Below are 26,381 nucleotides of genomic sequence, written 5' to 3' on the forward strand. Positions count from 1 at the left end.
GTCGTCAGCCCGCCCATGCTATCCAGCGCGGGCGGGTGCCGCCCGCGCACCGGGCCAGGGAGGAGAAACGGGTCGCGCCGGCCGCCGCGGAGCGGGCCGGAGCGGCGGTACGGGGCGCGGAATCCGGCCGCACCCAAGCGGCCGATACGCTAGGGGCGTGACGTTCCCGGTAGTCGGCATGGTCGGCGGTGGCCAGCTCGCTCGTATGACACACGAGGCGGGCATCCCGCTGGGCATCAGGTTCAAGCTTCTCAGTGACACCCCCCAGGACTCGGCGGCCCAGGTCGTGAGCGATGTCGTCATCGGCGACTACCGCGATCTGGAGACGCTGCGTGCCTTCGCGCGGGGCTGCGACGTGATCACCTTCGATCACGAACACGTACCCACCGAACACCTGCGCGCCCTGGAGGCGGACGGCATCCCCGTCCGGCCCGGGCCCGACGCGCTGGTGCACGCCCAGGACAAGGGGGTGATGCGCGCGCGGCTCGACGCGCTCGGCGTGCCCTGCCCCCGGCACCGGATCGTGACCGATCCGGCCGACGTGGCGGCCTTCGCGGCCGAAGGGGACGGCTTCCCCGTCGTCCTCAAGACCGTCCGCGGCGGGTACGACGGCAAGGGCGTGTGGGTGGTGGACTCCGCCGAGGAGGCCGCCGACCCCTTCCGCGCCGGCGTTCCCGTCCTCGCCGAGGAGAAGGTCGACTACGTCCGCGAGCTGGCCGCCAACGTCGTGCGCTCCCCGCACGGCCAGGCCGTGGCCTACCCGGTGGTGGAGTCCCGGCAGGTCGGCGGCGTCTGCGACACCGTGATCGCCCCGGCACCCGGCCTGGACGAGGACCTGGCGCTGCGGGCCGAGGAGATGGCCCTGCGCATCGCCAAGGAGCTGGGCGTCGTCGGTCACCTCGCGGTCGAGCTGTTCCAGACCCGCGACGGCCGCATCCTCGTCAACGAGCTGGCGATGCGCCCGCACAACTCCGGCCACTGGTCGATGGACGGCGCGGTCACCTCGCAGTTCGCCAACCACGTCCGCGCGGTCCTGGACCTGCCGCTGGGCGACCCGCGCCCGCGCGCGCCGTGGACGGTCATGGTCAACGTCCTCGGCGGCGACTACCCGGACATGTACTCGGCGTACCTGCACTGCATGGCCCGCGACCCCCAGCTCAAGATCCACATGTACGGCAAGGACGTGAAACCCGGCCGGAAGGTCGGACACGTCAACACCTACGGCGAGGACCTGGACGACGTGCTGGAGCGCGCCCGTCACGCAGCCGGCTACCTGAGAGGCACGATCACCGAATGAGCCCAGTTGTTGGCATCGTCATGGGGTCGGACTCCGACTGGCCCGTCATGGAGGCCGCCGCGAAGGCGCTCGACGAGTTCGAGATCGCCTACGAGGTCGACGTCGTCTCCGCGCACCGGATGCCGCACGAGATGATCGCCTACGGCGAGCAGGCCGCCGAACGCGGGCTCAAGGCGATCATCGCGGGCGCGGGCGGCGCCGCCCACCTGCCCGGCATGCTCGCCTCCGTGACCCCGCTGCCGGTGATCGGCGTGCCGGTGCCGCTGAAGTACCTGGACGGCATGGACTCGCTGCTGTCGATCGTGCAGATGCCGGCCGGGGTGCCGGTCGCCACGGTGTCGGTCGGCGGCGCGCGCAACGCGGGCCTGCTCGCCGCGCGCATCCTCGCCGCGCACGACGAGGACCTGCTGGCCCGGATGCGCGAGTTCCAGCAGGACCTCAACGACCAGGCCACCGAGAAGGGCAAGCGGCTGCGCGCCAAGGTCGAGGGCTCGGCCGGCTTCGGCTTCGGCACGGGGAAGTGAGCACGGTGAGCCGACTGGAGGAGGCCCGGGAGCTCCTGCGTGAGTTCCCGGTCGTCGACGGCCACAACGACCTGCCCTGGGCGCTGCGCGAACAGGTCCGCTACGACCTCGGCGCCCGGGACATCGCCGGCCGCCAGGACGCCCACCTGCACACCGACATCCCCCGCCTGCGCGCCGGCGGGGTCGGCGCGCAGTACTGGTCGGTGTACGTCCGCTCGGACCTGCCCGACGCGGTCCCGGCGACGCTGGAGCAGATCGACTGCGTACGGCAGCTGCTCGCCCGCTATCCGGAGCACCTGGCCCCGGCGCTGACCGCCGCCGACATGGAGGCGGCCCGCGGGCAGGACCGGATCGCCTCCCTGATGGGCGCCGAGGGCGGCCACTCCATCGCGAACTCGCTGGGCACCCTCCGTGGCCTGTACGCGCTCGGCGTGCGCTACATGACGCTCACCCACAACGACAACGTGGCGTGGGCGGACTCGGCGACGGACGAGCCCGGCGTGGGCGGCCTGTCGGCGTTCGGCCGCGAGGTGGTCCGCGAGATGAACCGCCTGGGCATGCTGGTCGACCTGTCCCACGTGGCCGCGACCACCATGCGGCACGCGCTGGACACCTCGGCGGCCCCGGTGATCTTCTCGCACTCCTCCGCCCGGGCGGTCTGCGACCACCCGCGCAACGTCCCGGACGACGTGCTCGAACGCCTGCCCGCCAACGGCGGCATGGCCATGGTGACGTTCCTGCCCAAGTTCGTGCTCCAGGCCGCCGCCGAATGGACGGCCGCCGCGGACGAGAACATGCGCGCGCACGGCCTGCACCACCTCGACACCACCGAGGAGGGCATGAAGGTCCACCGGGCCTTCGAGGAGTCGAACCCGCGCCCGGTCGCGACCGTGGCGACGGTGGCCGACCACCTGGACCACATGCGCGAGGTGGCCGGCGTCGACCACCTCGGCATCGGCGGCGACTACGACGGCACGGCCTTCACCCCGGAAGGCCTGGACGACGTCTCCGGCTACCCCCGCCTGGTCGCCGAGCTGCTCGACCGGGGCTGGTCGAAGACCGACCTGGCCAAGCTGACCTGGCAGAACGCGGTCCGCGTGCTCGGTGCGGCCGAGGACGTGGCCCGCGACCTCCAGGCCACCCGCGGCCCGTCGAACGCGACGATCGCGGAACTGGACGGCTGACGGACGCCGTCGCTACGCGTGCTCGATCCGGCAGAGGCAGAACGGATGCCCTGCCGGATCGGCGTAGACCCGGAAGTCCTTCTTCTCGCTGTCCTCCACGTCCAGCGGACGCGCCCCGAGCGCGAGCACCTTCTCGTGGGCGGCGTCCATCTCCTCCCAGGTGGAACCGGCGTCGAAGTCGACGTGGAACTGCTGCGCGTTGCGGTCCGCGCGCGGCCACTCCGGCGGAGTCAGGCCGGGCGCCCGCTGGAAGGAGAGCCGGGGGCCGTCCGGGACGGGCAGGACGACCCAGTCGTCGTCCTGCGCCTTCGGTGTGCCGCCGCTGATGCGGGCGTAGAAATCGGCGAGCGCGTGCGGGTCGGGGCAGTCGATCACGATGGAACGCAGACGTGCCACGGCGGGCATGGGAACCTCCTGGTGTCGTCCCTCGGTCAGCCGGCGCAGAGGCAGAACGGGTGCCCGGCCGGATCGGCGTAAACCCGGAAGCCCGTGGCGCCCTGCTGGGCCAGCGGCCTGGCGCCGAGCGCGAGGACGCCCTTCTCGGCCGCGTCCAGGTCCTCGACGTCCAGGTCCAGGTGGAACTGCTGCGAGGCGTCGGCGGAGGGCCACTTGGGCGGCACGAAACCGGGCGCCTTCTGGAAGGCGAGCGCCACACCGCCCGGCACCTTCAGGTCCACCCAGTCGCCCTCGCCCTCGACGGTCCCGCCCAGTACCTCGGCGTAGAAACCGGCGAGTGCGCGCGGGTCGGGACAGTCCAGTACGACGACACCCAGCTTGGCGAGAGCCATGTCTTCCTCCCAGTGTTCGGGGTCACTCCTGCGGTTACCTGTAGAGCCGGGTAACCAGTAACCGTTACCGCATGCTCGCCGGTCGCGGGTAACGACGCAATCGTTCCGGAGGTACCGTCGCTGACATGAGTGACAGATCGCCCGCACCCGGCGGCCTGGCGCTGGTCGAGTCCCTGGTCAACACCCTGGACATCGAGGCGGCCGCCGACTCGCTCGACACGGCGCAGGGCCGCGCCCGCCTCGGGATCGGCGAGGCGGAACTGCCGCAGGCGCGCGAGCTGCGGGAGTCCCTGCGGGCGGCGCTCCTCGCGCACGCCGGCCACCCCCCGCACCGCCCGGTGACACCGCTGGGCGACCTGCTGGCGCGGGCCCCGCTGCTGCTCGCCGTCGACGACCGGGACGGCAGTGCCACCCTCACCCCCGCCGACGGCGGGCCGCTGCTCTCCCGGGTCGCCGCCGCCGTCGCCGAGGCACTGGTCGCCGGCACCTGGAGCCGCCTGAAGGCCTGCGAGGCCGGCACCTGCCACTGGGCGTACTACGACCGCAGCCCGGCCGGCCGCCGCCGCTGGTGCTCGATGCAGGTGTGCGGGGCGCGCGCGAAGATGCGCCGGTACCGCGCCAGGGAGCCCTGATCACCGGCCCGGTGGTGCAAGAATGCGGGAAGACGCCGGTTCGGCCGACTGAGCCTCGGCCGAACCGGCGTCGCCCGTACGGGGTCCGCCGCGCTACGCCGTCGGGCGTCCCATCGCCCGGTACGTCCACCCGGCCCGCCGCCACAGCTCCCCGTCGAGCGCGTTGCGCCCGTCGAGGACGAGCCGGGCCGCCGCGGCCTCGCCCAGCTCCGCCGGGTCCAGCTCGCGGAACTCCTGCCACTCGGTGAGGTGCAGGACCGCGTCGGCGCCGCGGACCGCCTCCAGCGCCGAGCCGGCGTAGCCGAGCGTCGGGAAGAGGCGGCGCGCGTTGTCCATGCCCTTGGGGTCGTAGACGGTCACCTGACCGCCCTGGAGGTGGATCTGCCCGGCCACGTTGAGCGCGGGGGAGTCGCGTACGTCGTCCGAGTCGGGCTTGAACGTGGCGCCCAGCACCGCGATCCGCTTGCCGAGGAACGGCCCGCCGCCCAGCGCCTGCCGGGTCAGCTCGACCATCCGCCCGCGCTGGCGCATGTTGATCGAGTCGATCTCGCGCAGGAACGTCAGCGCCTGGTCGGCACCCAGCTCACCGGCGCGCGCCATGAAGGCGCGGATGTCCTTGGGCAGGCAGCCGCCGCCGAAGCCGATCCCGGCGCGCAGGAACTTCCGGCCGATCCGGTCGTCGTAGCCGATCGCCTCCGCGAGCTTGGCGACGTCACCGTCCGCGGCCTCGCACACCTCCGCCATGGCGTTGATGAAGGAGATCTTGGTGGCCAGGAAGGAGTTCGCGGAGGTCTTCACCAGCTCGGCGGTGGGGAAGTCGGTGACGACGAAGGGGGAGCCCTCGGCGACCGGCGCCGCGTACACCTCCCGCAGCAGCTTCTCGGCCCGCTCGCTGCGTACGCCGACGACGATCCGGTCCGGGTGCAGTGTGTCGCGGACGGCGAAGCCCTCCCGCAGGAACTCGGGGTTCCAGGCCAGCTCGGCGTCCTCGCCCGCGGGCGCCAGGGCGGCGAGCGTGCGGGCCAGCCGGTCCGCGGAGCCGACGGGCACCGTGGACTTGCCGACGACGAGGGCGGGCCCGGTCAGGTGCGGGGCGAGCGAGGCGACCGCCGAGTCGACGTAGGACATGTCGCAGGCGTACTCGCCGTGCTTCTGCGGGGTGTTCACGCAGAGGAAGTGGACGTCGCCGAAGGCGCCCACCTCAGCCCAGTCCTGGGTGAAGCGCAGCCGCCCGGTGGAGCCCTCCAGTCCGGCCACGTGCCGGCGCAGCAGGTCCTCGAGACCGGGCTCGTACATGGGGACCTCGCCCCGCCGCAGCATCTCGATCTTCTCCGGGACGACGTCCAGGCCCAGCACCTCGAAGCCCATCTCGGCCATGGCCGCGGCGTGGGTCGCGCCGAGATAGCCGGTGCCGATCACGGTGATCTTCAGGCTCATGGATGCTCCAGGAGGGATGATGGCAATGCGCTGCCCGAGCATATCGGGGGCGTGCGCGTAGCCCGTGCCGGGCAATGTCCCACCTGTCACCCGCTGTCGCCAAGCTCACGTACCGCTCACGTGAGCAGGCCCCTAAAATTCGAGTTACTTAACGGTAATTAGCATCACCGCAACACGGCACCACCGCTCGTCATCACCTGACACACCTGTCATCACCTGTCATCACTGGTCGTCTTTGGAGCGTGAGAGACCTTGGCCGGATCGGCTGACTTCGACCTGTACCGCCCGTCCGAGGAGCACGACATGCTCCGCGACGCCGTCCGCTCGCTGGCCGAGGCGAAGATCGCGCCGTACGCCGCCCAGGTGGACGAGGAGGCCCGCTTCCCGCAGGAGGCCCTCGACGCTCTGGTCGCGAACGACCTGCACGCCGTGCACGTGCCGGAGAGCTACGGCGGCGGGGGCGCGGACGCCCTCGCGACCGTCATCGTCATCGAGGAGGTGGCCCGCGTCTGCGCCTCCTCCTCCCTGATCCCCGCCGTGAACAAGCTGGGCTCGCTCCCGGTGATCCTCTCCGGCTCCGAGGAGCTGAAGAAGAAGTACCTGGGCCCGCTCGCCAAGGGCGACGCGATGTTCTCGTACTGCCTCTCCGAGCCGGACGCCGGTTCGGACGCGGCCGGCATGAAGACCAGGGCCGTCCGCGACGGCGACCACTGGGTCCTCAACGGCGTCAAGCGCTGGATCACCAACGCGGGCGTGTCCGAGTTCTACACGGTGATGGCCGTCACCGACCCGGAGAAGCGCTCCAAGGGCATCTCCGCCTTCGTCGTCGAGAAGTCCGACCCGGGCGTCTCCTTCGGCGCCCCGGAGAAGAAGCTCGGCATCAAGGGCTCCCCGACCCGCGAGGTCTACCTCGACAACGTGCGCATCCCCGCCGACCGCATGATCGGCGCCGAGGGCACCGGCTTCGCCACCGCGATGAAGACCCTCGACCACACCCGCATCACCATCGCCGCCCAGGCCCTCGGCATCGCCCAGGGCGCGCTCGACTACGCCAAGGGCTACGTCAAGGAGCGCAAGCAGTTCGGCAAGCCGATCGCCGACTTCCAGGGCATCCAGTTCATGCTCGCCGACATGGCCATGAAGGTCTCCGCCGCCCGCGCCCTGACCTACCAGGCCGCCGCCGCCTCCGAGCGGGTCGACGCCGACCTCACCTACCAGGGCGCCGCCGCGAAGTGCTTCGCCTCGGACATCGCCATGGAGGTCACCACGGACGCCGTCCAGCTCCTCGGCGGCTACGGCTACACCCGTGACTACCCGGTGGAGCGCATGATGCGCGACGCGAAGATCACCCAGATTTATGAGGGCACGAACCAGGTCCAGCGGATCGTGATGGCGAGGAACCTGCCGTAGCAGGGCTTTGCGGGTCAGGAGCGCGGATCGTGAGGGCGAGGAACCTGCTGTAAGGAGCCCGCAGCCGGGCCCGGTGCGCAGCCGGCCGGTGCTCCGTCCCGCGCCGTCTGTGTTCGCCGGGCGCCGTCCGCCTGCCCGCGTCCCGGCCTGCGCCGCCGTTTCGCCCCGCCGTCCTCCGTCCCCGCCGGGCGGAGGGCGGCGGCGCCCAGTGGTGAGCGCGGTCGGCGGCTCGGGGTCCCGCGCCCTCTCGGCACACTCGAACGGACGCAGCGGAACCGGAACCTCCGTCGAATGGCGGGCCGGGGTCGGCGGGCGTACGACGGAAGGGCACGGGGCCCGCCCCGGGGCCCCTCCGGCCTCCAGGAGAAGCCATGACCCACACCCAGCCCGGAGCCATGACCGCCATGAGCAAGGAGATGCAGGACTGCGTCGACGCCTGCATGACCTGCCACAACATCTGCGAGGAGGCCATGAGCTCCTGCATGCAGATGGGCGGCCAGGCGCAGATGCAGATCATGCGCGCGCTCATGGACTGCTCCGAGACGACGCGGATGTGCGCGGACATGATGATGCGCCGCTCGCCCATGTCCTCGGAGATGTGCGCGATGTGCGCCAAGGCCTGCGACATGTGCGCCGAGGCGTGCATGTCCATGCCCGACGACCAGACGATGATGCGCTGCGCGGAGGCGTGTCGCCGCTGCGCGGAGATGTGCCGGTCGATGACGGGCGCCCGGATGTGATCCGTCCCCCGGTACGGCGACGGGGCCCCGCGGGCATGTTTTCCGCGGGGCCCCGCTGCCGGCGCCGTCCGGCCGGGCGTGTCCGTCCGGTCGTGCGTCGGTTCGGTCGTGCGTCGGTTCCGTCGTGCGTCCGCCCGGTCGTGCGTCGGTTCCGTCGTGCGTCCGCCCGGTCATGCGTCCGTCCGGTCGTGCACCGGTCCGCCCGGAGGTGGCAGGTGGCTCGGCGGTCCGGTCAGTTGCCGGAGACGGTCACCTTCTGGTCGTTCTTCAGCTCGTCCACCAGGGTCTTGACCTTCGCCTGGTCCCAGCGGACGTTTCCGCCGATGAAACCGGCGACGGGCATGTTCATGGAGGTGCCGTCACCGCCGCTGACGCCCTTCATCGCCCAGAACATGGACGCCAGGTCCCACAGGCTCATGTCCTTGTCGACGATGAGGGAGTCCAGGCCCGCGCCCATCGTCGGGTAGAACTTGAACGGGTTCAGGACCGTCGTCGGGGTGGCGACCTCGTGAGCCAGCGCGGAGAGGAACTTCTGCTGGTTCTTGGTGCGCTGCAGGTCGGAGGCGGCGAAGGCGTGCCGGGTGCGGACGAAGGCCAGGGCCTGCTCGCCGTTCAGCGTCTGCTTGCCCGCCTTGAAGTCGGCGCCGGACCACTTGTCCTTGAAGGGCTTGTCGATGGTCATCTCGACGCCGCCGACCGAGTCCACGATGTTGGCGAAACCGGCGAAGCCTATCTCGACGTAGTGGTCGATGTGCAGACCGGTGTTGTACTCGATGGTGCGCACCAGCAGGGTCGGGCCGTCGTAGGCGTAGGCCGCGTTGAGCTTGTTCTGCCCGAGGGGGCCCTTGATCTTGCCGGACTCCGAGCCGCGGAACTGCGGGATCGTGACGTTGGAGTCACGCGGCAGCGAGATCAGCGTGTCCCCGTTGTCCCCGACGTGCAGGATCATCATGGAGTCGGTGCGCTTGCCCTCGGCGGAGCCGGTGTGCAGCTTCTTCTTGTCCGCGGCGGAGAGGCCGTCGCGGCTGTCCGAGCCGACGATCAGGTAGTTCGTGCCCTTGCCGGCCTCCGGCCGGTCGATGACCTTCGACAGGTCGACCTCGCGGTTGAGCTTGGAGTCGGCCCAGAAGTAGGTGCCCACCGAGGTGACCACGAGGAGGGTGACGAGCGTGATCGCGGTCCACTTGATGCGGCGGCGCCAGTTCGGCGCGGGCCGCGGCCCGCGGGTGCCGCCCGCGCCCGGACCGGTCGGCCCGCCGGGACCGCCGCCTGGCCTGCCGTAGACATGTCCGGTGTTGTAGCCGCTGTCGTAGCCCTGGCCGTCGTCGTAGCCGGGGCCCTCGCCGCCGTCGACGTACGACGGCTGCTGCGGGACGCCGTACGGCGGCGCCGCGGGACCCTGGCCGCCGGGGCCACCGCGCCCGCGCTGCCCGGGCGGAACCGCCGGACCGCCGCGCCGCACCTGGCGCATCACCCGTGCGCCCTCCGGCTGCGCGCCGGCGCTGCCGCGTCCGTAACCGGGTCCGCGGTTGTCGTCGGACCACCCCTCGGGCCAATCATTCATGTGGCCCAGTGTGCCGGGCTGCGGGGTGTGCCTTACAAGGGCCGTCGGAAAATAAGGTCACGGCTGTTGCCAAGCTGACACAAATTCCCCGGATGCCGACGCGGCATAAGGTGGAGCCCATGACAGATCAGGCCACCGTCGCGGAATCCGGAACACCGGAGATACCGGGCAAGCCGACCTCGGCGTCCCGGACCACCCTCAGCCACATCATGACCCACAGTGACACCAACCTGCTGGGCACGGTGCACGGCGGAGTGATCATGAAGCTGGTCGACGACGCCGCGGGTGCGGTGGCCGGGCGGCACAGCGGCGGGCCCGCCGTCACCGCCTCCATGGACGAGATGGCGTTCCTCGAACCGGTCCGCGTCGGTGACCTGGTCCATGTGAAGGCCCAGGTCAACTGGACCGGCCGGACCTCCATGGAGGTGGGCGTCCGGGTGCTGGCCGAACGCTGGAACGAGTCCGCCCCGGCCACCCAGGTCGGCTCCGCCTACCTCGTCTTCGCCGCCGTGGACGCGGACGGCAAGCCCCGCGCGGTGCCGCCGGTGCTGCCCGAGACCGAGCGGGACAAGCGGCGCTACCAGGAGGCCCAGATCCGCCGCACCCACCGCCTGGCCCGCCGCCGCGCGATCAAGGAGCTGCGGGAGAAGCGGGCGGCGGAGGGCATCGAGGACTGAGGCACCGGCACGGAGGACCTGACGCGCCCGGTCGGATTCCGAGGCGCCGCCGTGGCGACCGGTTCCGCGGGCACCGCCGCGGTCCCACAGGCACCGCCGCGGTCCCACAGGCACCGTCCAGGCCCCGGTGCCCCGCGCGTCTCAGTCGCACGCCACCTGGTCGCCCCGCACCACCTCGTTGGCGTCCTGGACCGTGGTGCGCACACGCACCTTCCGCACCTCGCGGAAGCCACTCCCGGCGATCACCCGCAGCGTGGCGCCCTGCCCCGGTACGGGCCGCAGCTCGCTGCCCGGCAACGCCGCGGCGAGCGACCTGGCCGAACGGTCCCACCGGGGGTCGTAGAGCACGACGGTCCGCTCGACCCCGCGTTCCTTCGCGTCGACGGGCGCCTTGGTGGTGCTGAACCCGGCCCCGGCCAGCGCGGTGTCCACCCGCCGGGCGAGTCCGGCCGTCCCGGTGCCGTTCTCCACCTGGACCCGGATGCGCTGCGGGGGGACCTCCACGGCCGCCGTGCCGTCCGGTGTGCGGGCCGGTCTGCGCACGGCCAGCGGATGGTCGTCGCGCAGCGCGCTGAAGAGCCGGTCCGCCTGTGCCCGGTCCCACTTCACGGTGGAGCCGAGCCCCTTGACCGGGAAGGACGTCTGGGCGACCGGGACGGTGGTGAACTCGGACGAGGACGGCGAGAAGTTCCGCATCGCCCGCCCGAGGTCGAGCAGCTCGTCGGTGTGGAAACCCTGGTCGGCGCGGACCGAGCCGAGCACGGCCCGGGTCACGTCCCGGAACTTCATGGGGTTCAGCAGCACCCGCGAGGAGGTCGCCCGGTCGATCAGCGCGGCCAGGAAGAGCTGCTGGCGCTTCATCCTGCCGAAGTCGCTGGCCCCGTCGACGTGCCGGGAGCGGACGTACTGCAGCGCCTGGCCGCCGGTGAGGGTGTGGACGCCCGCGGGCAGGTCCAGGCCGGTGTAGGTGTCCTTCATCGGCAGCGCGGTGCAGATCTCGACGCCGCCGAGGACGTCCACGGTCCGCATGAAGGTGGTGAAGTCCACCTCGAGGTAGTGGTCGATCTTCAGGTGGGTCATGCTCTCGACCGTGCGCACGGTGAGGCTCGGGCCGCCCTCCGCGTACGCCGCGTTCAGCTTGACGGGGTGCGGCGGGTGCTGCTTGCCGGTGTTCCGGTCGAGGTGGGCGGGCAGGTCGACGTAGGAGTCCCGGGGCAGGCTGACGACGCTGGCCCGCTCCCGGTCCTGGGAGAGGTGCACGATCATCATCGTGTCGGTGCAGTGGCAGGGCTGGCCGCCGAGCCGGTAGCGCTGCCGCTCCTGCTCGCTGATCTTGTCGCGGCCGTCGGTGCCGACCAGCAGGACGTTCATGCCGTGGCCCGTCGGCGGCCGGTTCTTCATGTCCTTGAAGAGGTCGATCCGCGTGATGTCGGCGTCCAGGCTGGAGACCACCGCGTGCCCGATCCCGGCGGAGGCGAGGACCACCACGGAGACCGTGGTCGCCGCCCGCATGGCCCAGCGCGGCCTGCGGCGCGGCGGGGGCGCGTACGGCGTGCGGGCCGCCCGCGAAGGCGCGGCGGGCTGCCGCGGTCCGCGCCGCGGGGGGGCGGGCGGCCGGGGCGGCCGGGGCGACGTGGTGGACATGGGGGACACCTCCGCATAGGGCGTGGGTGGACACCGTGAGCACCGTAGGCCCATACGATCTGCTGCCCGACCAGGCGGACCCCGCGGCGCGCACCGGTGTCCCCCGTTCGCGGTAACGTGAGCACCGATGAACGCCAACTCCGACGTGCGGTTCCCCGCCGTTTCTGTGATCATGCCCGTCCTCAACGAGGAGCGGCATCTGCGCGGGGCCGTCGAAGCGATCCTCGCGCAGGAGTACGACGGCGAGATGGAGGTCGTGATCGCCCTGGGTCCGTCCACGGACCGCACGGACGAGATCGCCGCCCAGCTCGTCCGTGACGACCCGCGCGTGCACACGGTCCCGAACCCCACCGGCCGCACCCCCGCCGCGCTCAACGCCGCGATCAAGGCCTCCCGCCATCCGATCGTGGTCCGCGTCGACGGCCACGGGATGCTCTCGCCGAACTACATCGCCACGGCGGTGCGGCTCCTGGAGGAGACCGGCGCGCAGAACGTGGGCGGCATCATGCACGCCGAGGGCGAGAACGCGTGGGAGCACGCGGTCGCCGCCGCCATGACGTCGAAGATCGGTGTCGGCAACGCGGCCTTCCACACCGGCGGTCAGGCCGGCCCGGCCGAGACGGTCTACCTGGGCGTGTTCCGCCGCGAGGCGCTGGAGCAACAGGGCGGCTACAACGAGGAGTTCATCCGCGCCCAGGACTGGGAGCTGAACTTCCGCATCCGTGAGGCGGGTGGCCTGATCTGGTTCTCGCCCGAGCTGCGGGTCTCCTACCGGCCCCGGCCGAACGTGAAGGCGCTCGCCAAGCAGTACAAGGACTACGGCCGCTGGCGGCACGTCGTCGCCCGGTACCACGAGGGCTCCATCAACCTGCGCTACCTCGCCCCGCCGACCGCCGTGTGCGCCATCGCCGCCGGGATCGTGGTGGGCGCCGCGGTGACCCCCTGGGCGCTCGTCGTCCCCGGTGGCTACCTGGCCGCCATCGTCGCCGGTTCGCTGCCGGCCGGGAAGGGCCTGCCCCTGGCGGCGCGCCTGCGCATACCGGTGGCCCTGGCCACCATGCACATGTCGTGGGGCTGGGGCTTCCTGACCAGCCCGAAGTCCCTGGCCAAGAGGGTCATCGCCTCGCGTCGGCCGGCGGTCGTCACCACCGGCTGAACAGCCGTCCCACATGCGAGGGGCCCCTCACCGCGCCGCGGTGAGGGGCCCCTGCGCAGACGGACCCGCTCCTACCACCGGTAGGGCGCGTACACGTCCATGCACTGCGTGGTGTCAGCGCCGTTGATGGCGTCGGAGTTCTCCGGGATGTCGCCTGCCTTGGGGGCCTTCTGCTTCGGGTAGCTGCTGCCCTGGCGCCAGTCCGCGCCCACGACGACGGTGACCCCGGAGACGTCCGTCGACTTCTCCACCGACGTCGTCGGGATGCCGAGAGCGGTGGCGACCCGCTCGGCGTCGCCCTTCAGCTCGGCGCTCGGGTAGCGCACGACCGTCTCGGACGCGGACGGGGTCACCGAGCTGTCCGCTGCCGCCTTGCCGAAGCCTTTCTGCGCCAGCTCCTGGCTGATGGCGGTCGCCCGGTGCGGGACGGCGGCGAGGGTGGAGGTGCCGGTGCCGTTCTGCACCGCGACGCCGATCTGGCCGTCCGGGTGGGCCGGCTGTGTGGCGGGCGGGCTCTTGTCGCCGCCCCCGTCCCCGTTCTTGCCGGCGCCCTTCTTCGCGTCCTCGGGCTTGCCGTTGGAGTCGAAGGCCACGTCGTCGCGGAGCAGCTTCCACATCTTCTGGGCGTTGGCGCCGTCCGGAACGCGGTGGTCGCGGTTCTGCGGGTCCTCGACGTTGGGCATCGTCGTCATGGTGATGCGGTCGGTGGGGACCGTCTTGAGCTGCATGCTCAGGTCGTACAGCTTCTTGGGGGTACCGATCTCCTCGGACACCCCCAGCGACTTCGTGGCCGCCTCGGTCAGGTTCAGCAGCCGGCCGGTGTCGGTGAAGATGCTCTGGCTCTTGAGCGTGCGGATCATCGAGTTCAGGTACATGTGCTGGGCCCGGGCCCGCAGCAGGTCGCTGCCCCAGGCGTGCCGGGTGCGCAGCCACTGGAGGGCCTGCACGCCCTTGACCTTGTGGGTGCCGGCCGTCAGCTTCAGACCGGACCCGCCGCGCTGGGCCGCCGTCGAGTGGTCCCACACGTTCTGCCTCACGCACACGTCCACGCCGCCGATGGCGTCGGCCATCTTCACCACGCCCGCGAAGTCGATCGTCATCCAGTGGTCGATGTACACACCGGTGAGGTTCTGCCAGGTGGCCAGCGTGCAGCCGGCTCCGCCGCGCGCGAGGGACTCGTTGATGATGGTGTTGACCGGCGGATACTCCTTGCCGGTCTTCGGGTCCCTGCACTTGGGGATGTCCACGCGGGTGTCGCGCGGGATGCTCACGACCTCGGCGCTCTTGCGGTCCGCGGCCAGGTGGATCAGCATCTGCACGTCGCCCAGCGGCGGGTTGCCGCGGTTCTCCCGGCTGCCGCCGAGCGCGACGTTGGCGTCGGAGTTGCGGCTGTCGGAGCCGATCAGCAGGATGTTCACGGGCGTCTGGCCGTCGGCGTTGGCCTTCGTCTTCTGGGCCTTGGAGTCGCCGCTGTCGCGCTCGCCCTTGCGTATGTTGCCGTTGAGGTGTTCGTAGTAGAGGTATCCGGCGCCGGCCGTGCCCAGTATGACCACCGCGAGCACCGTGGCCGACCAGCGCAGCACGCGCCGTCTGGGTCCTCTGCCGCCGGTGCCCCGGCCGCCGTTGCCCCGTCCGTGTCCGCTTCCGCCCCGACGGCTGTGTCCGCCTCCGGCGCTCTTCTCGTGCTGCGCCAGAGGCATCGTGTCCTCGACCGCGGGCCCCTCCCCGCGCAGACCGCTCTGCGTCAACTCCCCATCCTCCCCGCCCTCATGTCATCGAACAGGCCTGTCGTACGCCGTGTTAGACGTACGACAGGCCCGTCAGGTCACACGGTGCGCTCAACTGGCGCACTGAACCTTGTCCGCCGTGTGCTGTCCCTCCACCGTGGGTGCCTTCTGGGGTGCGGTGAGTGACACTCCCGCGCCCTTGTAGTCCTTGCCCAGGGTCAGCGTCATCGTCGGCAGGCCCTGGGAGTTGGTCACGCTCTCGCCCGGCTTCAGCGCGGAACCCGGCAGTCCCATGAGCGCGGCGAGTTCACGGGCCTGGGCGGCCTGGTCGGGCCCGTACTCCAGCGTGGTCTTGGCCAGCTTCTCGGGCGCGTTGCTGCCGTTCTCCGACTTGAGCACGCCCTGCTGGTTCTGGAGCCAGGTGAGGGTCTCCTGCGCGGCGCCGGCCTTGGCCCCGCCGTTGAGGATGCGCACCCGCACCTCGGAGGCGGCCGACCGGGTGCCCTTGAGCCGGGCCGCCTGCGCGTCCTTCGCCTGCTGCTGCTTCTTCTTCACCTCGGTGAAGGAGACGTCGCTGCCGATGGCGTCGAAGACCTGGGGGGCGAGGGTCTGGTCGACGATGACCGTCTTGTGCACCGGGCCGTCGTCCGGGTTGTCGCGCACCGGCACGGTCAGGAAGGTGATGTTCTTCGTCGGCACCTTCTTCAGCTCCAGCGCCACGTCCTTGAGCGTGCTCGCCTTGCCGATGCCGGTGTCGACGGTCAGCGACTTGGTGGCCGCGTCCGCCAGGTCGTACAGCTTGACCGGGTTGGTGAGGGTGTCGCTGGAGGCCATCTTGCGCATCAGCGAACTGAGGAACTGCTGCTGCACCTTGATCCGGTCCAGGTCACCGTGGTTGCCGAAGCTGTGCCGGGTGCGGACGAACGCCAGCGCCTGCTCGCCCTCGATCTTGGACGAACCGGCGGGCAGGTCCAGGTGCGAGTCCTTGTCGTTGACGGGGTGCTTGAGGCACACCTCGACGCCGCCCACCGCCGACGTCAGGGTCTTCACCGCGTTGAAGTCGGCCATCATGAAGTGGTCGGGGGCGATGCCCGTGACTTCCTTGACCGTGCGCATGGTGCATCCCGGGTCGCGCCCGTCCTGGCCGAGGCTCTCGTTGAACCGGACCTTCGACGAGCCCGGGATGACCTTGGTGCTGCCGTCGGGCTGCTTGGTCGGGCAGTCGGGGATGTTGACGATCAGGTCGCGGGGGATGCTCAGCGCGGTCGCGTTCGTACGGTCCTTGGCGACGTGCAGCAGGATGTTGGTGTCCGCGTGGCCGACGCTGCCCTTGTCGCCGTAGCCCTCGTTGCCCGCCCCGGTCCGCTTGTCGGTGCCGATGACGAGGATGTTGAAGGCCTCGTCCTTGCTGAAGCCGTCCTTGGCCGCGCTGCCCACGTCGGTGGTGGTGACGTTGCCCTCGAGGTGCTTGAAGATCAGGTAACCCGCGGTGCCGACCCCGACCAGGACGAACGCCATGGTGCCGCCGGTCCACACCAGGACCTTCTTGGTCCTCGACTTCTTCTTCTTTTCCGGGCGGCGTCCCCGCCGGCCGGGCGGCTGCGGCTCCTCCGCGGGCGCGCCGCGGCGGCGGCGCGGACCGGGCACGGTGGGCGCCGGGGCCGTCTCGTGCGTCTGTTCCCCGCCGGGCGGGGCACCGCGCCGGCCCGCGGCGGTGCCCTGCGCCCCGGGGGCGGAGGGTCTGCGCGGGCCGGGGACCGCCGACTGCGGAGGGGAAGGGTTCAGTCGCAGTTCGTATTCACCAGTGGCCGGATTGAGTACCCACTGGTCTGCGGGATCGATGTTGTCCGCCCGCCCACGGCCTTGCGCGTCCACGGTTGTCCGAACCCTCCGTCGGGGCCACGCGGCGCCTTCCCCCCAGGCGCTCAGGTCTGGTTCACAGTGCACGACCCCAGGGTGACCTCGCGGCCGGTAGCACCGGATCGCTCACACTATCCGGCCTGTTGAGGCCTGAGCGACGTCGGTGACGAATTCCACGCCCCTACAACTGGGCAATCCGCCCATTTCTCTGGACAAAAGTTCGCCCTTGGCCGCAGTTTTACCCGCGAGGTTCCCGGGCGGCGCTATTCCGGTGAGGACGGGGGCGGGTGAGGACGTCACGCCGGGGGCGTGGACCGGGCCGATCGCGCCCCCGACGTGCCCGCGGAAATGCACTGAACGTAGTCGTACGGCTGCGGAGGCGATTCCCCGGCCGGGGGTCTCCGGTCGGGAAAGCGGGAACGCGAGCGGGACGGGAAGCTGCCCCGGAAGCCGGTCCGGAAGGGCAATCCGCGCAGCTGAATTACCGCTGTTCGCCCCGTAATCCCGTGAGACCTCCACGACCGCCTCCGCCGGCCGGCCCCGGGCGGCTGCCGGGCATTGGCTCGCGGCGCCCAACTCCGGGCAGCCGGCCGGCGGTTCACGCCCTCATGGCTGACGAGCGGTCACGCGCGGGTGTGCGCCCGCGGAGCGGAGGTCACCGCGCGGTCGCCGTGATCCGTTCGCTCTCGATGCGCTTGGCCAGGCCGGCCTCGTCCAGCCGGTCCAGGTTCCGGCACAGGACGACGGATCCGCCGGCCGCGAGCGGTGCGTACAGGCCCGCGCTCAGCCCCTCCCAGGTGTCGTACGGCAGCCCCGACAGCAGCCGGGAACCCGGTCCCGTCAGGCCCAGTCCGGGGGCGTCGGCGCGGGCCCGTTCCACGACCTCGGCCGCCGTGTACTCCGCACCGGCCACGATCAGCGCGGGCGCCTCCGGGTCCACGGGCGCGAACGGCGCGAACCGGTCGCCCTGCCCCGGCACCTCGACGGCGTAGTCGGCGAAACCCGCGGGCGGCTGCGGGAACCGCCCGCCCAGCGGCCTCAGCGCCAGCGCGACCCGCTCGCCCGTGCAGGCGCGCGCCGCCTCCAGCGTGTCCGGCCCGCTGACGACGACATCGGCGGCCGCCGGGTCCCCGCCGGCGTCCGCGACCGCGCCCACCGACGCGCACGCCAGCAGCCACACCGCCGTCTGCCAGTGCGCGGGCAGCAGCAGCGCGACCCGGTCACCGGGCCCCGCGGCGAGGTCCCCCTGGAGGAGGTTCGCCGTCTTGGCCACCCAATTGCCGAAGGTGGCCACCGACAATTCGACGCGTTCGCCCGTCGCGTCGTCGTAGAAGGTCACCAGGGGGCGTCCCGGGTCCGCGGCGAGCGCGGAACGCAGCAGGTCGGCAGGGGTGCGTTCGGTGGCGTTCACCCGCGCAAGCGTACGCGGCGGCGCGCGCCCGCACCCGGGGACTACGGCCCACGGGGGCCCGTGGGGCCACCGGTTCGGGGGAACGACACCCGACGCACCGTCAGTTCGTAGATGGACATATATGTCTGACTATGTCCAAGATCAGGGGCATGCGTCGATACGGATTCCTTGCGTCCTCGATCGGTGTCACCTGCGTGGCCGGCCTCGCTGTCGCGCCCGGTCTGCCCGCGGCCGCCGCGACGGCCACGGCGGCGGGGGCGGCGGTGCCGCGGGCGGCGGCCCACCTCGTCCCGGCCGCCGTTCCCGCCCAGGCCCCGGCCGCCGCCCCGGCCTCCGTTCCGGCGACCGTGCCGGCGGCCGTCCCCGGCAGCACCCAGTCCCTGCCCCTCGCCCCGCGCACCGAGGGCCGCGTCCGCGGCCGGGCCCGTGGCGCGGCCCCCGGCGCCGCCCTCGAACAGGGCCTGTACCGCGCGGACGTCCGCCACTTCTCCCTGGTCGGCGTCGTCTGGGACAACCCCGGCACCGAACTCCACGGCACCGTCCAGATCCGCACCCGCTCCGCCGCCACCGGCACCTGGTCCGACTGGCAGGACGTCGACACCCACAACGCCGACCACGGCGCCGACCCCGGCACCGCCGAGCGCGCCACCGGCCACGTCCGCGGCGGCACGGCGCCGCTGTGGGTGGGTGACAGCGACGGCGTCGACGTGCGCGTCCGCGCGGACACCGGCGACCGGGAGACCGGCGCCCCGGCCGATCCGCCCGCCCCGCTGCCCTCGGGGCTGCGCCTGGAACTCGTCGACCCCGGCGACACGTCCGCGGCGGACTCCCCGGCCGACCAGTCGCGCACCGGCGAGCTGTCCGAGGCGGCGACCGCCGCGTCCGCGGCCAACTCCGGCCTCGCCTCCCTCGGCGCCACCGAGATCCCCGCCCTCGACCGCGCGGCCACCGAACGCGAACTGCTCGACCTGCGCGGCGACGAACTGACGGACGCCCAGCGGGCCAAGCCGCACATCGGCGCGCGCCCGCGCATCGTCACCCGCCGCGGCTGGGGCGCGGACGAGTCGCTGCGCTCGCGGGGGTTCGTCTACACGAAGAAGGTGAAGGCGGCGTTCGTCCACCACACCGCGACCGGCAACAAGTACCGCTGCTCGCAGACCCCCTCGGTCATCCGCAGCATCTACCGCTACCACGTCAAGAGCATGGGCTGGCGGGACATCGGCTACAACTTCCTGGTCGACAAGTGCGGCACCGTCTACGAGGGCCGCGCCGGGGGCGTGGCGAAGCCGGTGCTGGGCGCCCACACCATGGGCTTCAACAGCAACAGCGTGGGGATCGCCGTCATCGGCACCTACAGCAAGTCCAAGCCCTCCTCGGCCGCCGTCAAGGCCGTCGCCAAGCTCACCGCCTGGAAGCTGGGCCTCTACGGGATGAATCCGCGCGGAAAGACATATCTGAAGTCCGGCGGTGGCAACCTCTATCAAAAGGGAAAGAACGTACACCTGAACGTGATCTCCGGCCACCGGGACGGCTTCGCCACCGACTGCCCCGGACGGAAGCTCTACGGCAAGCTCGGCACGATCCGCTCGACCGCGGCGCGCTATCAGGGCCGCTGAGCCCGGTCTGCATACACTGGCCGGCCGAAAGACAGCTCGGCCGGTCCCGGCAGGAAGCGGAGACGACAGGTGACAGAAGCGATCCTCCTGGTCGGCGGCAAGGGCACCCGGCTGCGCCCGCTCACGGTGCACACTCCCAAGCCCATGGTGCGGGCGGCCGGCGTGCCGTTCCTCACCCACCAGCTGGCGCGGGCCAGGGCGGCGGGCGTCGAGCACATCGTGCTCGCCACCTCCTACCTGGCCGAGGTCTTCGAGCCGTACTTCGGTGACGGCTCCGCCCTCGGACTCCACCTGGAGTACGTGACGGAGGAGGAACCGCTCGGCACCGGCGGCGCCCTGCGCAACGTCGCCCCGCGGCTGCACTCCGGCCCCGACGAGCCGGTCCTCGTCTTCAACGGCGACATCCTGACCGGTCTGGACATCCGCGCCCTGGTGCGCACGCACGAGGAGACGGGCGCGGACGTCTCCCTGCACCTGACGAAGGTGGCGGACCCGCGTGCGTACGGCCTGGTCCCGACGGACGACACCGGCCGGGTCCTCGCCTTCCTGGAGAAACCGCAGACGCCGCAGGAGATCGTCACCGACCAGATCAACGCGGGGGCGTACGTCTTCAACCGCTCGGTCCTCGACACGATCCCGCCGGGGCGCCCGGTGTCCGTGGAGCGCGAGACCTTCCCCGGTCTGCTGTCGGCCGGGGCCCATCTGCAGGGCATGGTGGACTCCACCTACTGGCTGGACCTCGGCACCCCGGCCGCCTTCGTCCGCGGCTCGGCCGACCTCGTCCTGGGCCGCGCCCCGTCCCCGGCGGTCCCCGGCCGGTGCGGCGACCGCCTCGTCCTGCCCACGGCCGTGGTCGCGCCCGACGCCAAGCTGACCGGGGGCACGGTGGTCGGCGAGGGCGCGTTCGTCGCCGAGGGGGCGCGCGTGTCCGGCAGTACGATCCTGCCCGGCGCCGTGATCGAGCCCGGTGCCGTCGTCACCGACTCCCTCATCGGGGCCCGGGCCCGCATCGGCACCCGCTCCGTGCTCACCGGCACGGTGATCGGCGACGGCGCGGTCGTCGGCGCCGACAACGAACTGCGGGACTGCGTACGGGTGTGGTGCGACGCCCGGATCCCGGCAGGCGCGGTCCGCTTCTCCTCGGACCAGTGACGCCCTCGGTTCCGGTCACCCTCCGCCGGACCGCCCCGGCCCGGCGGGCCTGGTGATCCCGGCGGGCCGCGGGGGTCAGAGAGGCCGGGGCGCGCCGGCGGGGCCGCAAGGGCGGACGCGGCTCGGGGGCGGGTGGGCCGAGGGGCTCCGGGCCCGGTCGGCCCAGGGGGTGCGTGGGCTGAGCGAGCCGAGCCGGCTGAGCGGGTCGGGCGGCCTCAGCGCGCCAGAAGGCTCAGGGAGCGGAGTGGGCTCAGCGGCCGGGTGAACCGAGTGGGCGGCCGGTCAGGGGCGCAGGCGCTTCAGCAGGTGGAGCGGGCTGAGCCGGGCCGGGGGCCGAGTGACCTCAGTGGTGCCTGCGGGCCCACCGGCCTCGACGGATCGTGTCGGCCGAGCCGAGCCGGGCCGAAGGCCGAAGCCGGGACCGTGTCTCACAAGCGCCCCATGTCCCGCACCGGCATCCGGGGGGCGCGCCGCGGCGGCACCCGCCCGCTCAGCAGGATCAGCCGGGCAGCCCGGTGCCGCTGCCCGGCGTAGGGCTCCAGCAGCCGCAGCATCTGGGCGTCGTCGGTCTCGCGGTCCCCGGCCAGTGCGAAGCCCACGATCCCCGGCAGGTGCAGATCCCCGACCGTCACCGCGTCCGCCGCGCCATGACTGCGCTGCACGGTCTCCGCCGACGTCCACGGTCCGATCCCCGGTACGACCTCCAGCCGTTCCCGCGCCGCCTCCGCGGGCATCCGCAGCGCCTCCTCCAGCCGCGCGGCCACCCGCACCGCCCGCAGCACCGTCGACGCCCGCTTGTCGTCGACGCCGGCGCGGTGCCAGTCCCACGAGGGGATCAGCGCCCAGGTACGCGGCTCGGGCATCACGTACATCTGTACGGGCACAGGTCCGGGCGCCGGTTCCCCGTACGTGCGCACCAGCGTCCGCCACGCCGCGTACGCCTCGACCGTCGTGACCTTCTGTTCCAGGACCGACGGGATCAGCGACTCCAGCACCAGTCCGGTCCGCGTCAGCCGCAGCCCCGGCCGGCGGTGCCGGGTCAGCGCGAGCAGCCGGTGCCGGGGCACGAACTCCGACGGGTCGTCGGCCGCTCCGAGCAGTTCGGGCAACCGCTCCAGCAGCCATTCGGCGCCCGGCCCCCAGGCCTGCCCGCACACCTCGCCGCCGTCCGCGGACACCCGGAGCGTTCCCGGTCCCGCCGGGGTACGGCTGGCCCGCCACACGGATCCGTCGGGCATCGCGCGGAACGTGGGATCGCCCGGACCGCGCCGCAGCGGCCCGAGCACCAGCCCCAGGTCCAGCGGCCCGTCCGGCACCCAGGTCCGTACCCGCGCGGGGGCGGCCGCCTGGTGCGGCACGGCCCCGGCGCGGGCCGCCGCGGTGGGCGCGCCGGCATGGCCGCCGCGCACGGTGGTGCGCGCGGGCCGCGGTCGCGGGGCGAAGCGTCCTGCCACGAATCAGATCCCAGGGTCGCCGGTGGTGCGCCAAGAGCCTAAACGGTCAGCGGCGCCGGACGGGACGCCTCACCGCACACCGGCTCACCGCCCGCCGCCTCACCGCACCTCGATGAACGTCCCGGCGTCGCGCTCCGCGCGGGGCTTCGGCCGCTCGGCCGGGTGCCCGACCGCCACCGCGCCCATCGGGTCCCAGTCCGCGGGCAGCTCCAGCACCTCGCGCACCACGTCCCGGCAGAACATCGTCGAGGACACCCATGCCGAGCCGAGGCGCTCCCCGGCCAGGGCGACCAGCAAGTTCTGCACGCCGGCGCCGGCGGCGACCACGAACATCTCCCGCTCGGCACCGTCGCGCCGCGCGTCGCCGTAGGTGTGCGAGCCGTCCATGACCAGGCACGGGACCACCAGGTACGGGGCCCGGCGCAGGACGTCCCCGCGGCGCACCCGCTTGGCGATCGACTCCTCGCTCTTGCCGTCCCGCCGCAGGTCGGCGATCCAGGCGTCGCGCATCGCGTCCAGCAGCCGGGTCCGCGTCCCCTCGGACTCCAGCAGCACGAACCGCCACGGCGTGGTGTGGTGCGGTGCGGGCGCGGTCACCGCCGCGGCCACCGCACGCCGTACCGCACCGGGGTCGACGGGCTCGTCGGTGAAGGACCGCACGGTACGCCGCTGGGTCACCGCCTCCCGTACGGCCTCGGAGGTGCCCAGCCGGAACATGTCGTCGCGCGCCTCGCGCACCAGGGCGCGCGCGCCCGGGCCGTCGCCGTCCGCCACGAGCGTGTGCCCCAGGCCGCGCACCACGGCGACGGGCAGTCCGGCGGCCTTGCCCTTGACCAGGTCCCCGGCGGCGGCCAGTTCGTCGGCGGTGGCGACGACGGTGGCACTGAGCGGGTTGCCGTGGGCGTCGGTGCCGCCGCGCAGGTCGTCCAGGACGCGCAGGCCGGCGGCGCCGATGGCGACGTCCGTGAGCCCGGCCCGCCAGGGGCGGCCGAAGGTGTCGGTGACGACGACCGCGACATCGACCCCGAGGGCGGCGCGCAGGCCGTCGCGGATCGAGCGCGCGGAGGCGTCCGGGTCCTCGGGCAGCAGCAGCACCGTGCCCGAGGGGGTGTTGGAGGCGTCCACCCCCGCTGCCGCCATGACGAGGCCCTGGCGGTTCTCCACGATGCGCAGGAGTCCGCGGCGCGCCACGACCCGGACGGTCTCGGCGTCGATCGCGGCCTCCCGGTCGGCGGCCTCGACGACGCGTCCCTCCGCCTTGGAGACGATCTTCGAGGTGACCAGGAGCACGTCCCCGTCGGCCAGGGCGGGCTCGGCGGCGGCGATCAGCTTGGCCAGGTCGTCCCCCGGGGCCACCTCGGGGATCCCGGGCACGGCCCACACCCGGAAGGCGGGCGCCGCCGCACCCCCGGGGCCGTCCGCGGGCGGCGTCGCGCTCATGCTCCCCGCACCTCCTCGGCGAGCGCCAGCGCCTCCCGCGCCATCTGCGCGGTGGCCTCGACGTCGGTCATCATCAGCGGCACCGCGCGGCAGCGGATCCCGGCCGTCTCGATCTCCTCGACCGCGCCCGCGTCGACGGTGTCGACGAGCCAGCCGTCGAGCAGCCCCGAACCGTAGTGCTCGGCGACCGCCGCGGCGGTGGACTCCACACCGACGGCGGCGAGGACCTTGTCGGCCATCCCGCGCACGGGCGCGTCCCCGACGATGGGGGACAGGCCGACCACCGGCACCCCGGCGTCGGCGATGGCCTCCCGGATGCCGGGGACGGCGAGGATGGTGCCGACGGAGACGACGGGGTTGGACGGCGGGAAGAGGATCACGTCCGCCTCGGCGATCGCCTCCAGGACACCCGGAGCGGGCTTGGCCTGCTCGGCGCCGACCGGCACGACCGCCTCGGCCGGGACCGACGCCCGCAGCCGCACCCAGTACTCCTGGAAGTGGACCGCCTTGCGCTCGCCGTCGATCTCCACCGCGACGTGCGTCTCCACCCGGTCGTCGGACATGGGGATCAGCCGCACGCCGGGCTTCCACCGGTCGCACAGGGCCTCGGTCACCGCGCTGAGCGGATAGCCCGCGCCCAGCATCTGGGTCCGCACGATGTGTGTGGCGAAGTCCCGGTCACCGAGCCCGAACCACTCCGGCCCGACGCCGTAGGCCGCGAGTTCCTCCTTGAGGTGGAAGGTCTCCTCCGCCCGGCCCCAGCCCTGTTCCTCGTTGATGCCGCCACCGAGCGTGTACATCACCGTGTCGAGATCCGGGCAGACCCTCAGCCCGAAGAGGTGGATGTCGTCGCCGGTGTTGCCGATGACCGTGACGTCCGCGTCCGGCACGGCCCGCTTCAGACCGCGCAGGAACCGGGCACCACCGATGCCGCCTGCCAGAACCACAATGCGCATGGGGCAAGTCTGGCAGGCGGGTACGACAGCGGGGGACGCGGTGGGCGCGGAAGGCGTCACGCGTCGGCGGCGTCCGCCGCTTCCCGGCCGGCGGGGGCGGCGGCGCACCGGGCGGCGCTGTGCGCCGGGTGCGCGGAGTGCATGGGCATCTCGGTCAGTCCCGGGAAGTAGACGTGCAGGCTGACGGCGGGTTCGAGCGCGTCGTTGGTGACGTCGTGCGCGTACCCCGGTGCGAAGACGTGCTGTTGACCGGCGCGCAGCGCGCGCGTGCCCTTCCGGGTGCGCTCGGTCAGGGTGCCGTCCAGGACGGTCAGGACGCCGGAGGAGCGGCCGTGGTCGTGCGGTCCGGTGCCCTGTCCGGGCACCCAGGACAGCAGCCACACCTCGTAGCCGGTGGCGGGCTGTCCCGGCCGGGCGGCGCCGTGCGCCCCGGGGACGGCGCGCAGCCGGTGGTACCAGCGGGTCGTCGCGTCGTAGCGGACGAGGTGCTCCCACTGGGCGCGGTCGGCCGCGATGGACCTGGCCAGCCCGACGAACTCGGCCACGGTGACCGGGTGCTCGCGTGGGGCCTGGAGGAGGTGGGGGACCTCGAGGAGGTCGCCGGCGATCTGGAGGTCGCTGTCGCTGTTCATGAGGTGCGGTGGTTCCTCGGAGGGGGTCGGAGAAGACCGGGGGAGGGGGCGGAGACCGGGGCCGGAGGCATCGGCAGGGCCGGGGCAGTCCGGTGATCCGCTGGGAGGGGCGGGGTGCCGGGCCGTGCAGGGGCCCGGACGGCGACTGGAGCGGGCGCCCGGGGGCGCGGGGCTCAACAGCCGCAGCAGCGACAGCTACAGCGAGCGCGGGCAGCACCGTGGGACCCGGCGGTGCGGGTCGAGGTGAGTACCGAGTTCGCGAGCATGCCCACCAGGACACCGGTTCACACCAACGCTGTCAACTCGGTGCCCGGAATGTGGGACATGTTTCACCTCATCCGGTTCATCTCGCAGGTGAAAGGTTTGCTCAGCGGGAGTCCGGGACACATGGCGCACATGCCGGGCGCGCAAGCCCCGTTGCGATCCCGTGATCCGAATGTGATCCGGTTCGCTTCGGGGGGCGATCCGGAACGGGATCGAAGGCCTGGGCGTCCTTCCTTCTGTGGGCTCCGGCGGGGGCCCGCGCGGGGCGGGAGGTCTTCGGGCCCCTCGCTGTGTGTCAAGGTTTATGCCGATTTGAACACTTTCCGCATGGCCTTGGTTCCGCAGAGTGAATAAGGGGCTCAATAGCAGATCTCGGCTTGACTCGCCCGGAGCAGCACACTTGTAATTTCACTCGTGTCGTTCAGCCGGTATCGGTAACGGCTACATCACGGGGACGCGAAAGACAGACGAGGGGCGCACATGACCGAGCTGGTGCAGCAACTGCTGGTCGACGACGCGGACGAGGAACTCGGCTGGCAGGAGCGCGCGCTGTGCGCCCAGACCGACCCCGAGTCCTTCTTCCCCGAGAAGGGCGGCTCCACCCGCGAGGCCAAGAAGGTCTGTCTCGCGTGCGAGGTCCGCTCCGAATGCCTCGAGTACGCCCTCGCCAACGACGAACGCTTCGGCATCTGGGGCGGCCTGTCCGAGAGGGAGCGGCGCCGCCTGAAGAAGGCCGCGGTCTGACGCCGCCCGTCCGCCCGCCGGGCACCGCACCTCCCCGCACAATCCTCACGAACGGCCCGTCGCAGGTGGGTT

General features: G+C 72.4%; 23 protein-coding genes. 11 read left to right on the top strand and 12 right to left on the bottom strand.

The window, feature by feature from the left end:
* Nucleotides 1-157: 157 nt before the first annotated feature.
* The 3 genes from ABZ719_RS28710 to ABZ719_RS28720 are packed head-to-tail and all read left to right on the top strand — an operon-like array spanning nt 158 to nt 3,005.
* Entirely contained in the window at nt 158-1,297 is a 1,140-nt protein-coding gene (locus ABZ719_RS28710; RefSeq protein WP_366728078.1) for a 5-(carboxyamino)imidazole ribonucleotide synthase, read from the top strand.
* Nucleotides 1,294-1,821: a 5-(carboxyamino)imidazole ribonucleotide mutase gene (purE, locus tag ABZ719_RS28715; protein WP_366728079.1), complete on the top strand. Its 528-nt coding sequence runs from the start codon at nt 1,294-1,296 to the stop codon at nt 1,819-1,821. The genes ABZ719_RS28710 and purE overlap by 4 nt, the downstream gene beginning before the upstream one ends.
* On the top strand, nt 1,818-3,005 hold the full coding sequence (locus tag ABZ719_RS28720; RefSeq protein ID WP_366728080.1) for a dipeptidase: 1,188 nt from the start codon (nt 1,818-1,820) through the stop codon (nt 3,003-3,005). The genes purE and ABZ719_RS28720 overlap by 4 nt, the downstream gene beginning before the upstream one ends.
* Before the next feature lie 12 nt (nt 3,006-3,017).
* Here ABZ719_RS28720 and ABZ719_RS28725 read toward each other — a convergent pair whose 3' ends face one another.
* Together ABZ719_RS28725 and ABZ719_RS28730 are read right to left on the bottom strand one after the other, a co-directional pair.
* Nucleotides 3,018-3,410, bottom strand: coding sequence for a VOC family protein (locus tag ABZ719_RS28725; protein WP_366728081.1), 393 nt, complete (start codon nt 3,408-3,410; stop codon nt 3,018-3,020).
* Nucleotides 3,411-3,436: 26 nt separating this feature from the next.
* Nucleotides 3,437-3,793: a VOC family protein gene (locus ABZ719_RS28730; protein WP_366728082.1), complete on the bottom strand. Its 357-nt coding sequence runs from the start codon at nt 3,791-3,793 to the stop codon at nt 3,437-3,439.
* Between the two features lie 125 nt (nt 3,794-3,918).
* Between ABZ719_RS28730 and ABZ719_RS28735 the strand changes: the two genes are divergently transcribed.
* Complete coding sequence (locus ABZ719_RS28735) at nt 3,919-4,425, top strand: CGNR zinc finger domain-containing protein (protein WP_366728083.1); 507 nt, start codon at nt 3,919-3,921, stop codon at nt 4,423-4,425.
* 93 nt (nt 4,426-4,518) lie between these two features.
* On the opposite strand, the gene ABZ719_RS28740 is transcribed toward ABZ719_RS28735, so the two are convergent.
* The gene (locus ABZ719_RS28740) at nt 4,519-5,862 is read right to left on the bottom strand and encodes a UDP-glucose/GDP-mannose dehydrogenase family protein (protein ID WP_037852915.1); all 1,344 of its coding nucleotides are present in this window, start codon (nt 5,860-5,862) and stop codon (nt 4,519-4,521) included.
* 252 nt (nt 5,863-6,114) lie between these two features.
* Here ABZ719_RS28740 and ABZ719_RS28745 point away from each other — a divergent pair, with 252 nt between their 5' ends.
* Both ABZ719_RS28745 and ABZ719_RS28750 read left to right on the top strand, forming a co-directional pair.
* The gene (locus ABZ719_RS28745) at nt 6,115-7,272 is read left to right on the top strand and encodes an acyl-CoA dehydrogenase (RefSeq protein WP_366728084.1); all 1,158 of its coding nucleotides are present in this window, start codon (nt 6,115-6,117) and stop codon (nt 7,270-7,272) included.
* A 371-nt stretch (nt 7,273-7,643) separates the two neighbouring features.
* Nucleotides 7,644-8,012: a four-helix bundle copper-binding protein gene (locus ABZ719_RS28750; protein WP_366728085.1), complete on the top strand. Its 369-nt coding sequence runs from the start codon at nt 7,644-7,646 to the stop codon at nt 8,010-8,012.
* A 232-nt stretch (nt 8,013-8,244) separates the two neighbouring features.
* Here ABZ719_RS28750 and ABZ719_RS28755 read toward each other — a convergent pair whose 3' ends face one another.
* Nucleotides 8,245-9,576, bottom strand: a complete 1,332-nt coding sequence (locus ABZ719_RS28755; RefSeq protein WP_366728086.1) for an LCP family protein — start codon at nt 9,574-9,576, stop codon at nt 8,245-8,247.
* Nucleotides 9,577-9,695: 119 nt separating this feature from the next.
* On the opposite strand from ABZ719_RS28755, the gene ABZ719_RS28760 reads away from it, so the two are divergent.
* A complete protein-coding gene (locus tag ABZ719_RS28760) occupies nt 9,696-10,253 on the top strand; it encodes an acyl-CoA thioesterase (RefSeq protein ID WP_366728087.1) in 558 nt (185 codons plus the stop codon).
* A 141-nt stretch (nt 10,254-10,394) separates the two neighbouring features.
* On the opposite strand, the gene ABZ719_RS28765 is transcribed toward ABZ719_RS28760, so the two are convergent.
* A complete protein-coding gene (locus ABZ719_RS28765) occupies nt 10,395-11,897 on the bottom strand; it encodes an LCP family protein (protein ID WP_366728088.1) in 1,503 nt (500 codons plus the stop codon).
* A gap of 127 nt (nt 11,898-12,024) precedes the next feature.
* On the opposite strand from ABZ719_RS28765, the gene ABZ719_RS28770 reads away from it, so the two are divergent.
* The gene (locus ABZ719_RS28770) at nt 12,025-13,053 is read left to right on the top strand and encodes a glycosyltransferase family 2 protein (protein WP_366728089.1); all 1,029 of its coding nucleotides are present in this window, start codon (nt 12,025-12,027) and stop codon (nt 13,051-13,053) included.
* A 71-nt stretch (nt 13,054-13,124) separates the two neighbouring features.
* Here ABZ719_RS28770 and ABZ719_RS28775 read toward each other — a convergent pair whose 3' ends face one another.
* The 3 genes from ABZ719_RS28775 to ABZ719_RS28785 all read right to left on the bottom strand — a co-directional run bounded on the left by ABZ719_RS28775 (nt 13,125) and on the right by ABZ719_RS28785 (nt 18,051).
* Nucleotides 13,125-14,753 carry an LCP family protein gene (locus tag ABZ719_RS28775; protein WP_366728110.1) on the bottom strand — a complete coding sequence of 543 codons (1,629 nt, stop codon included), beginning with the start codon at nt 14,751-14,753 and terminating at the stop codon, nt 13,125-13,127.
* Nucleotides 14,754-14,891: 138 nt separating this feature from the next.
* Nucleotides 14,892-16,655, bottom strand: a complete 1,764-nt coding sequence (locus ABZ719_RS28780; RefSeq protein ID WP_366728090.1) for an LCP family protein — start codon at nt 16,653-16,655, stop codon at nt 14,892-14,894.
* A gap of 640 nt (nt 16,656-17,295) precedes the next feature.
* Nucleotides 17,296-18,051, bottom strand: coding sequence for a TIGR03089 family protein (locus ABZ719_RS28785; protein ID WP_366728091.1), 756 nt, complete (start codon nt 18,049-18,051; stop codon nt 17,296-17,298).
* Between the two features lie 149 nt (nt 18,052-18,200).
* Between ABZ719_RS28785 and ABZ719_RS28790 the strand changes: the two genes are divergently transcribed.
* A complete protein-coding gene (locus tag ABZ719_RS28790; RefSeq protein ID WP_366728092.1) occupies nt 18,201-19,667 on the top strand; it encodes a peptidoglycan recognition protein in 1,467 nt (488 codons plus the stop codon).
* 69 nt (nt 19,668-19,736) lie between these two features.
* On the top strand, nt 19,737-20,819 hold the full coding sequence (locus tag ABZ719_RS28795) for an NDP-sugar synthase (protein ID WP_366728093.1): 1,083 nt from the start codon (nt 19,737-19,739) through the stop codon (nt 20,817-20,819).
* Nucleotides 20,820-21,247: 428 nt separating this feature from the next.
* On the opposite strand, the gene ABZ719_RS28800 is transcribed toward ABZ719_RS28795, so the two are convergent.
* From ABZ719_RS28800 to ABZ719_RS28815, 4 genes are all read right to left on the bottom strand, one after another.
* Nucleotides 21,248-22,273: a DNA-3-methyladenine glycosylase 2 family protein gene (locus ABZ719_RS28800; protein ID WP_366728094.1), complete on the bottom strand. Its 1,026-nt coding sequence runs from the start codon at nt 22,271-22,273 to the stop codon at nt 21,248-21,250.
* A gap of 99 nt (nt 22,274-22,372) precedes the next feature.
* Entirely contained in the window at nt 22,373-23,713 is a 1,341-nt protein-coding gene (locus tag ABZ719_RS28805) for a coenzyme F420-0:L-glutamate ligase (protein WP_366728095.1), read from the bottom strand.
* Nucleotides 23,710-24,669, bottom strand: a complete 960-nt coding sequence (cofD, locus tag ABZ719_RS28810; protein WP_366728096.1) for a 2-phospho-L-lactate transferase — start codon at nt 24,667-24,669, stop codon at nt 23,710-23,712. The genes ABZ719_RS28805 and cofD overlap by 4 nt, the downstream gene beginning before the upstream one ends.
* Nucleotides 24,670-24,725: 56 nt before the next feature.
* Entirely contained in the window at nt 24,726-25,301 is a 576-nt protein-coding gene (locus ABZ719_RS28815) for a cysteine dioxygenase family protein (protein WP_366728097.1), read from the bottom strand.
* 744 nt (nt 25,302-26,045) lie between these two features.
* On the opposite strand from ABZ719_RS28815, the gene ABZ719_RS28820 reads away from it, so the two are divergent.
* Nucleotides 26,046-26,309, top strand: a complete 264-nt coding sequence (locus tag ABZ719_RS28820; RefSeq protein ID WP_003975777.1) for a WhiB family transcriptional regulator — start codon at nt 26,046-26,048, stop codon at nt 26,307-26,309.
* Nucleotides 26,310-26,381 lie beyond the last annotated feature (72 nt).

This window comes from Streptomyces sp. NPDC006743, from assembly GCF_040703815.1.
In the GTDB taxonomy this organism is placed as follows: Bacteria; Actinomycetota; Actinomycetes; order Streptomycetales; family Streptomycetaceae; genus Streptomyces.